This is a genomic window from Natranaerovirga pectinivora, assembly GCF_004342165.1.
In the GTDB taxonomy this organism is placed as follows: Bacteria; Bacillota; Clostridia; order Lachnospirales; family DSM-24629; genus Natranaerovirga; species Natranaerovirga pectinivora.
The window spans coordinates 1-6468 of sequence record NZ_SMAL01000020.1 but is presented as its reverse complement, the minus strand read 5'-3'; the positions used below and the strand labels follow the sequence as shown (position 1 = coordinate 6468).

General features: G+C 29.4%; 7 protein-coding genes. 2 read left to right on the top strand and 5 right to left on the bottom strand.

Annotation, left to right across the window (positions count from 1 at the left end; all coding sequences use genetic code 11):
- Positions 1-115: 115 nt before the first annotated feature.
- Entirely contained in the window at positions 116-1951 is a 1836-nt protein-coding gene (locus EDC18_RS14245) for a lectin like domain-containing protein (protein WP_132254241.1), read from the bottom strand.
- A gap of 23 nt (positions 1952-1974) precedes the next feature.
- Positions 1975-3117 (bottom strand): THUMP domain-containing class I SAM-dependent RNA methyltransferase, encoded by a 1143-nt coding sequence (locus EDC18_RS14240; protein ID WP_132254239.1) that lies wholly within the window; start codon positions 3115-3117, stop codon positions 1975-1977.
- 224 nt (positions 3118-3341) lie between these two features.
- Here EDC18_RS14240 and EDC18_RS14235 point away from each other — a divergent pair, with 224 nt between their 5' ends.
- Positions 3342-3683: a phenylpyruvate tautomerase MIF-related protein gene (locus EDC18_RS14235; protein ID WP_132254237.1), complete on the top strand. Its 342-nt coding sequence runs from the start codon at positions 3342-3344 to the stop codon at positions 3681-3683.
- Between the two features lie 94 nt (positions 3684-3777).
- Here EDC18_RS14235 and yfcE read toward each other — a convergent pair whose 3' ends face one another.
- From yfcE to EDC18_RS14225, 3 genes are all read right to left on the bottom strand, one after another.
- Positions 3778-4320: a phosphodiesterase gene (gene yfcE / locus EDC18_RS14230; protein ID WP_132254235.1), complete on the bottom strand. Its 543-nt coding sequence runs from the start codon at positions 4318-4320 to the stop codon at positions 3778-3780.
- A gap of 202 nt (positions 4321-4522) precedes the next feature.
- Positions 4523-4690, bottom strand: a complete 168-nt coding sequence (locus EDC18_RS14650; protein ID WP_165878606.1) for a hypothetical protein — start codon at positions 4688-4690, stop codon at positions 4523-4525.
- 4 nt (positions 4691-4694) lie between these two features.
- Positions 4695-4862 (bottom strand): hypothetical protein, encoded by a 168-nt coding sequence (locus EDC18_RS14225; RefSeq protein WP_207669232.1) that lies wholly within the window; start codon positions 4860-4862, stop codon positions 4695-4697.
- 253 nt (positions 4863-5115) lie between these two features.
- Here EDC18_RS14225 and EDC18_RS14220 point away from each other — a divergent pair, with 253 nt between their 5' ends.
- Entirely contained in the window at positions 5116-6204 is a 1089-nt protein-coding gene (locus EDC18_RS14220) for an HD-GYP domain-containing protein (protein ID WP_132254233.1), read from the top strand.
- Positions 6205-6468: the final 264 nt, after the last annotated feature.

Here is a 6468-nt window from a genome sequence, read left to right as displayed (position 1 = left end):
AAAATGCGTATTATATTATAGAATACAAAAATAGCTCTAAAGCCAAGAATGGAGGGGAATTGAAACCAATCCCCCCCAACTATTGACAAAGAGCCGAACTTTTATATGTTTTCCATTATCCAATATAAGTGTCAGTAAAGGCTTTTAAGCAAACATTACTTTGTTGCTTTTCTTCTGTACTTTCCCAGTGATGTCCATCGTAACTTATGTATCCTTGGCCATCATCTATTACTACATTAGCTGTATGTTTTCCAGCGTTAAATTCTATAGCAACTGGAAATGAGGCCCCTGGCGTTGTAATTTTAACAATAACTGCAAAGGATGTATTCTCTTCTATAATAATATCTTTTTCAAAATCAATTGTATAGTACCCAGCAAAGCTAAGCTCACCTGCTTGTATAAAGTCTTTTTCTCTTAAACTATATTCATTAAGAAATTCATCTACGTAATATATTTCATACGTTGTATTGTCATCTGTAGCATAAAAGCTAACAGCTCTTAATATTTCTCTGTTCTCTGTTTTATAAACATTTGAAAAATATGCTGTTTCTGAATTATACCCTAAGTTTCCAACCCAACCAAGCCAATCTGTTTGATAGATATTATCGTAATTGTCTGGGTTATCGATTCTTGTATAAACAATATTGTTTATACCAACATTTCTATCATAGTAAGAAACATAAAAGTACCCTTCTTCTCCAAAATCTGGTCCCCAACTGTTTTTTGCTATAAAAGCACCATTTCCTTGAGGTTGAACTAAAAAGTTCTCTTTTGGGTAATCATCGTCCCAACCAATAATAACAACATCATGATTTGATCTTCTATTGTCAAAGTTATATAAAGCAGCCCTTTCATAGTTATAATAATTAGAATTAAAATTTGAATCTTGTATAGGGGAATATATAGAAGTTTGAACCCCCCCATGTAGATAGATTGCTTTTTTAATTTCATTATAATTTTTACTTGGTAAAATTATTGCTTCTTGTAAATGCTTTACTGCTGGTATATTTGTAGGCGAAATCCCATCCCCATATACATCATCAACTTCCCTTATCGGCCCAGACCATCTAGCTAAATAGGCTAATGACATATTGTATTCTCCACCTTCATTTTGACCTAAATTGAAGCCGTGTTGAATACTAAGATGATCTTCAGAAAATGACCATCGTTCTCCTGGCATTAATGAACTTTCTAAAGCGCCTAATGTTGCAAAGGCCCAACAAGTACCTAAGTTGCCTTGATTTTTTACTGAAGTGGTTCTTCCTGTTGTTCTGTAATCAAATTTTCTTGGCAATGATAGCAAAACATTTTGACTTGTTGTTGAATTAACAATAACAAAATAATTATCTCTATCCCAGTGCACCTCTGCACCAAATGCCTCAAGAACTATTCTTATAGGTATATATGTACGGCTATCAATTATTATAGCCTCAGTTTCATTTTGTATTTCTTCCCCATTGACCTTTACATATGATTCACCAATTGGGACTTCTACCAAAGTATTATTTTTAATAACAGAAGCTACTGACTCTATAGGATCCCATTCTACCTTAGCACCAAATGCTTCCATTGTTAATCTTAATGGCACTTGGGTTCTATTGTTGTTATCAATAAATGGGTATCCAAATATATCATTATATTCTATAAATAAATCATCTAAGATAATACTAACATTAGGACTTTCATTTGTAATAAGTGTAACAAGTTCTTCAACTTCATCAACTTCATCAACCTCATTAAAAGTCGCTCTTTGCTCTTCTTGATTCATCATTAAATTATGAAGAAAACCATTTTCAGGGATTAGACTATTTGTTTCAACAAGAGAAAGATCATTCTTTACTCTTAAAGCATTTATCTCGGAGTTATCATATACATTACTGAATGTAGTTGTACTTTGAAAAATCAAAGACAATATAGTGAAAACAATGAATAAGTTCTTAATCTTCTTCATAATAACTCCCCCTTTAAAATGTATTACTTTTTAGTAGGCTTTGGGCCATAAAATTGATAGTAGCTTGTTTTTAACATTCCGTTATATAATTTTCTTTTCTTAGTGGCTGATTTTCTAAAATCTTTTTCTATATCTTCATAAGAAGTAATTACAAAGTAGGACCAAGCATCTAGATTTCTAAAAACATTTCCCATATCATTATATAACGTTTTTATTGACTCTTTTGTTCCCATTCTTTCCCCATATGGAGGATTTGTAATAATAAAGCCATATTTTTTTGAGCTACTCAAATCTTTAACGTCTCTTCTTTGAAAATGTATAAGATGATCAACACCTGCTAACTTTGCATTATGCCTAGCCCCTTTTAATACATTCTCATCTATATCATATCCTTGTATGTCTAATTCAATTGAATCATCCATTATATCGTGAGCTTCATCAATTGCGCTAAACCAACTTTTTTTATCTATAATATTACTCCAGTTTTCTGATTGAAAGGCTCTATTTAATCCTGGAGCAATATTAGCACCCATCATTGCTGCTTCTATAGGAATGGTACCACTACCACAAAAAGGATCTATTAAAACTCTATCTTTATTCCATGGCGTTAGTTGTATCATCCCTGATGCCAATGTTTCACTAACAGGTGCTCCACTAGTCATTTCTCTATATCCTCTTTTATGAAGAGATTCTCCACTTGTATCAATTGCGATTGTTACTTCATCTTTTAACAGAAACACTCTAATAGGATACTCTTCACCTGTTTCAGAAAACCAGTCTATATTATAAGATTTCTTTAGGCTATCAACAATTGCTTTTTTAACTAAGGATTGAATGTCTGATGTACTAAATAATTTTGATTTGATAGATGATGCCTTTGTAACCCAAAATTTACTATCTTTGGTTAAGTATCTTTCCCATTCTAAAGCTTTTGTTTTTTCAAACAATTCATCAAATGATGTTGCCTTAAATGTCCCAACCTTAAGCAATATGCGCTCTGCTGTTCTAATAAAAATATTACTGCGACATATAGCTTTTGTATCTCCTTCAAATGTTACCCTTCCATCTTCAACCTGAGTTATTGTGTATCCTAACTGTTGAATTTCATTTTTTAAAACCGATTCTAAGCCAAAAACACAAGGTGCAATTAATTCTAATTTATCCATAGTAAATATATCTCCTAAACTTTAAAATAAATATTATTATATTTATTTCTATTATTATCCTATACTTATATTTCCATTCTATCATGTGATTATTTCATTTGTTTTAAATTTATATTAAATTATTAAATTAACATATATAAAACATTAACTTTGCGTTTTATAAGTATTATTGTATAATATTTTTATGTTTTAAAAAATAGTCATATTTTAGGAGGTTTTTTACTATGCCACTCATTACTACACAAGTTTCTACAGCTTTAGATAATAATCTTAAAGAAGTTTTAAAAAAAGAATTTGGACAAATCATAACCACTATACCTGGAAAAACTGAAAAGTCTTTAATGATTACTTTCCAAGATAGTATGTCTATCTTTTTATCTGGAGAAGAAAAAAACTCTGCTTACTTAGAAGTGAAATTATTTGGGTCTGCTGAAAGAAAGTATAAGGAAATATTGATTGAAAAACTATCTACCTGTATAACAACTTATTGTAATATCCCAACTGATCACATTTATATAACAATAAGTGAACTTCCTGAGTGGGGTGCCCGAGGAAAGTTACTTTAAAAATACTTGTATATAGACTTAACTGGTTTCTTTATATATAACAAAACAAACCACCAAATGTTAATATTTGTGGTTTGTTTTATTTATAAAATTTTTATAATTTTATTTGTTTAATAATTTGGCCATCAAATGTTTTAATTAGAAATTCATTTTCTGTCATAACTCCAAAACTTGATGGATTATTTTCTTTAGGTAAGGATATAGAACCAGGATTTAGTATAAATATCCCTTCTTTTTCTTTTGCTACAGGTATATGGGTGTGTCCGTGAATTAGTATGTCTTTTTCATTTAGCTGTGGCATGTTGGCTTCATTATAAATATGTCCATGAGTGGCAAATATTTTTTTATCATTATTAACGATGATTGTATAATCAGACATCATTGGAAACTTTAAAACCATTTGATCTACTTCACTATCACAATTGCCTCGTACTGCTATTATATTGTTCTTGTTTGCATTAAGTAATTCTATTACACCCTTAGGGTTATATTCTTTTGGAAGATCATTTCTAGGACCGTGGTAAAGCAAATCCCCTAATAAAACAATATAATCACCCTTTTCTTCTTTAAGTACTTCAATTGCCTTCTTTGCATAATATTCAGAACCATGTATGTCAGAAAAAAATATTAACTTCATAAAATCTCCTTTCAACACCTTAACTTTAAGGTCTTAACCCTAAAAGGCTTTAACCTTAACATCTTAATTATTTAATTACTACCTATTTAAAATATCATATTCAAATTTTTTTTGCAATCACTTACGAAGTAAGAGTCATAGGATGAGTTAATAATATATGATATGTAAATAGACCTATCATTACGATAGGTCTATTATTGATTTAGTATGTGTGATTTTCTTCATCTCTATTGCTTTGATTAAAATCTTTCCTAATCAAATATTGATTCAGATCTTCCATACCAAATCCTACTCTTTTTGTTGTTTCGAAGTTGTTATCGTTGATGCTATTTCTATCTTTGTTGCTTTTGTTGTTACTTTTATTTGGCATTTTATTATTCGTCTCTACCAAACTCAGTATTCATGTTTTGGTTATTGTTGTTGTTGTTTCTGTTGTTGTTGTTGTTATTGTTGTTATTGTTATTGTTGTTTTTGTTGTTGTTGTTGTTATTGTTGTTATTATTGTTATTGTTTCTGTTGTTGTTGTTATTGTTTCTTGCCATAGTTAATTTCCTCCTTAAATGTGTACATATAAGATTTGTTTGATGTACCTATATTATTATAACTAATTTCTTATTTATTATACCTCTGTTAAACATTTACTTTTTGTCTTTTTATGTTATAATATGAATATTACATTGAAAATTTAGTTAAATAACACTTATTTATAAAAAAACTTGGGGGATTGTTAAGAGGTGATTTGTGCTTCTTACTATTTATAATACTTAGAATTTGATAATTAAGGAGCGGTGTTTTATGGTTATAGCTGAATACAAACAAAAACGTATAGGATTAGATCAAGTTCAAGTGGGAATGCAGCTTGATGAGGATGTAATTAATAGTAGTGGAATGTTACTTATTCCTAAGGACACAGTCATTACACAAAAACATATTTTTAGGATGCAATTATATCAAATACTTAGTATAGTTGTTAGAGACTATACTAACACATCTAACGTCATACCAACTCCAGAAAAAAACAAAGACAATCATAAAGAAAGTGTTTCCTATAAGAAATTTTCTAATTCATATAATGATAGTCAAGTCTTTTTAAAAGACAAATTAGACTGTATTAGTGATGGAAAAGATATTAATATAAAAGAATTATTTTCAATAAGTGAAGAATTAATTAATACTCTTGAAACCAAAAGTGATTTATTTAATTTTTTATGCCATATAAAACAATCTGATGATCATACATATACTCATTTAATGAATGTTTCTATGCTTTGTAATATTTTTGGACATTGGCTGCATTTGCCAAAGGATCAGATTGAGAATTTAACTGTAGCAGGTTTGTTGCATGATATAGGAAAAGTTAAAATCGATAAGAAAATACTTAATAAACCTGGCAAACTAACGGAAGAAGAATTTAATGAAATTAAGCAACATACCTTGCTAGGATATAATATGATTAAAAATCAAAAATTGCCACATGAAGTGAAAATGGGTGTTTTATCTCACCACGAAAAGTTTGATGGTTCTGGTTATCCTTTCGGATTTAAGAATGAACAAATCCATGACTTTGGAAAAATTATTGCTATTGCAGATATTTATGATGCTATGACATCTGATAGAACATATCATAAGAAGTTCTCACCTTTTAAAGTTATAAAAATTTTTGAACAAGAGTCTTATGGCCTATTAGACACAAAATATTTATTTATTTTTTTAGAGAATATTGCTCATAATTATTTAGGCAACCAAGTAAAATTATCAACAGGAGAAGTTGGTAAAATAGTATTTATACATAATAATCAGCCCTCAAGACCCATTGTACAGTTAGACAATGTTATGGTTGATCTTCAAAATGAAAATAACATCGAAATAAAAGAAATTTTATAATTGAGTTTAATAATTTGTAAATTTATGTTGCATTTTACTGTCTCTTGATATATAATAATATTGTGAAATGATTGTTCTCCCTTCTTACATAGAGCATCTTTCACACACTATATAACCCCTTATTAATTATTTATACTCCCCTCATCAATAGCCACATTAAATGTGGCTATTTTTTGGCTCTTTGTCAATAGTTGGGGGGGATTGGTTTCAATTCCCCTCCATTCTTGGCTTTAGAGCTATTTTTGTATTCTATAATATAATACG

Coding starts and splice junctions, on each gene's coding strand:
- EDC18_RS14650 (WP_165878606.1), bottom strand. CDS start 4,690: ATGCCAAATAAAAGTAACAACAAAAGCAACAAAGATAGAAATAGCATC.
- EDC18_RS14240 (WP_132254239.1), bottom strand. CDS start 3,117: ATGGATAAATTAGAATTAATTGCACCTTGTGTTTTTGGCTTAGAATCG.
- EDC18_RS14235 (WP_132254237.1), top strand. CDS start 3,342: ATGCCACTCATTACTACACAAGTTTCTACAGCTTTAGATAATAATCTT.
- EDC18_RS14225 (WP_207669232.1), bottom strand. CDS start 4,862: ATGGCAAGAAACAATAACAACAACAACAGAAACAATAACAATAATAAC.
- yfcE (WP_132254235.1), bottom strand. CDS start 4,320: ATGAAGTTAATATTTTTTTCTGACATACATGGTTCTGAATATTATGCA.
- EDC18_RS14245 (WP_132254241.1), bottom strand. CDS start 1,951: ATGAAGAAGATTAAGAACTTATTCATTGTTTTCACTATATTGTCTTTG.
- EDC18_RS14220 (WP_132254233.1), top strand. CDS start 5,116: ATGGTTATAGCTGAATACAAACAAAAACGTATAGGATTAGATCAAGTT.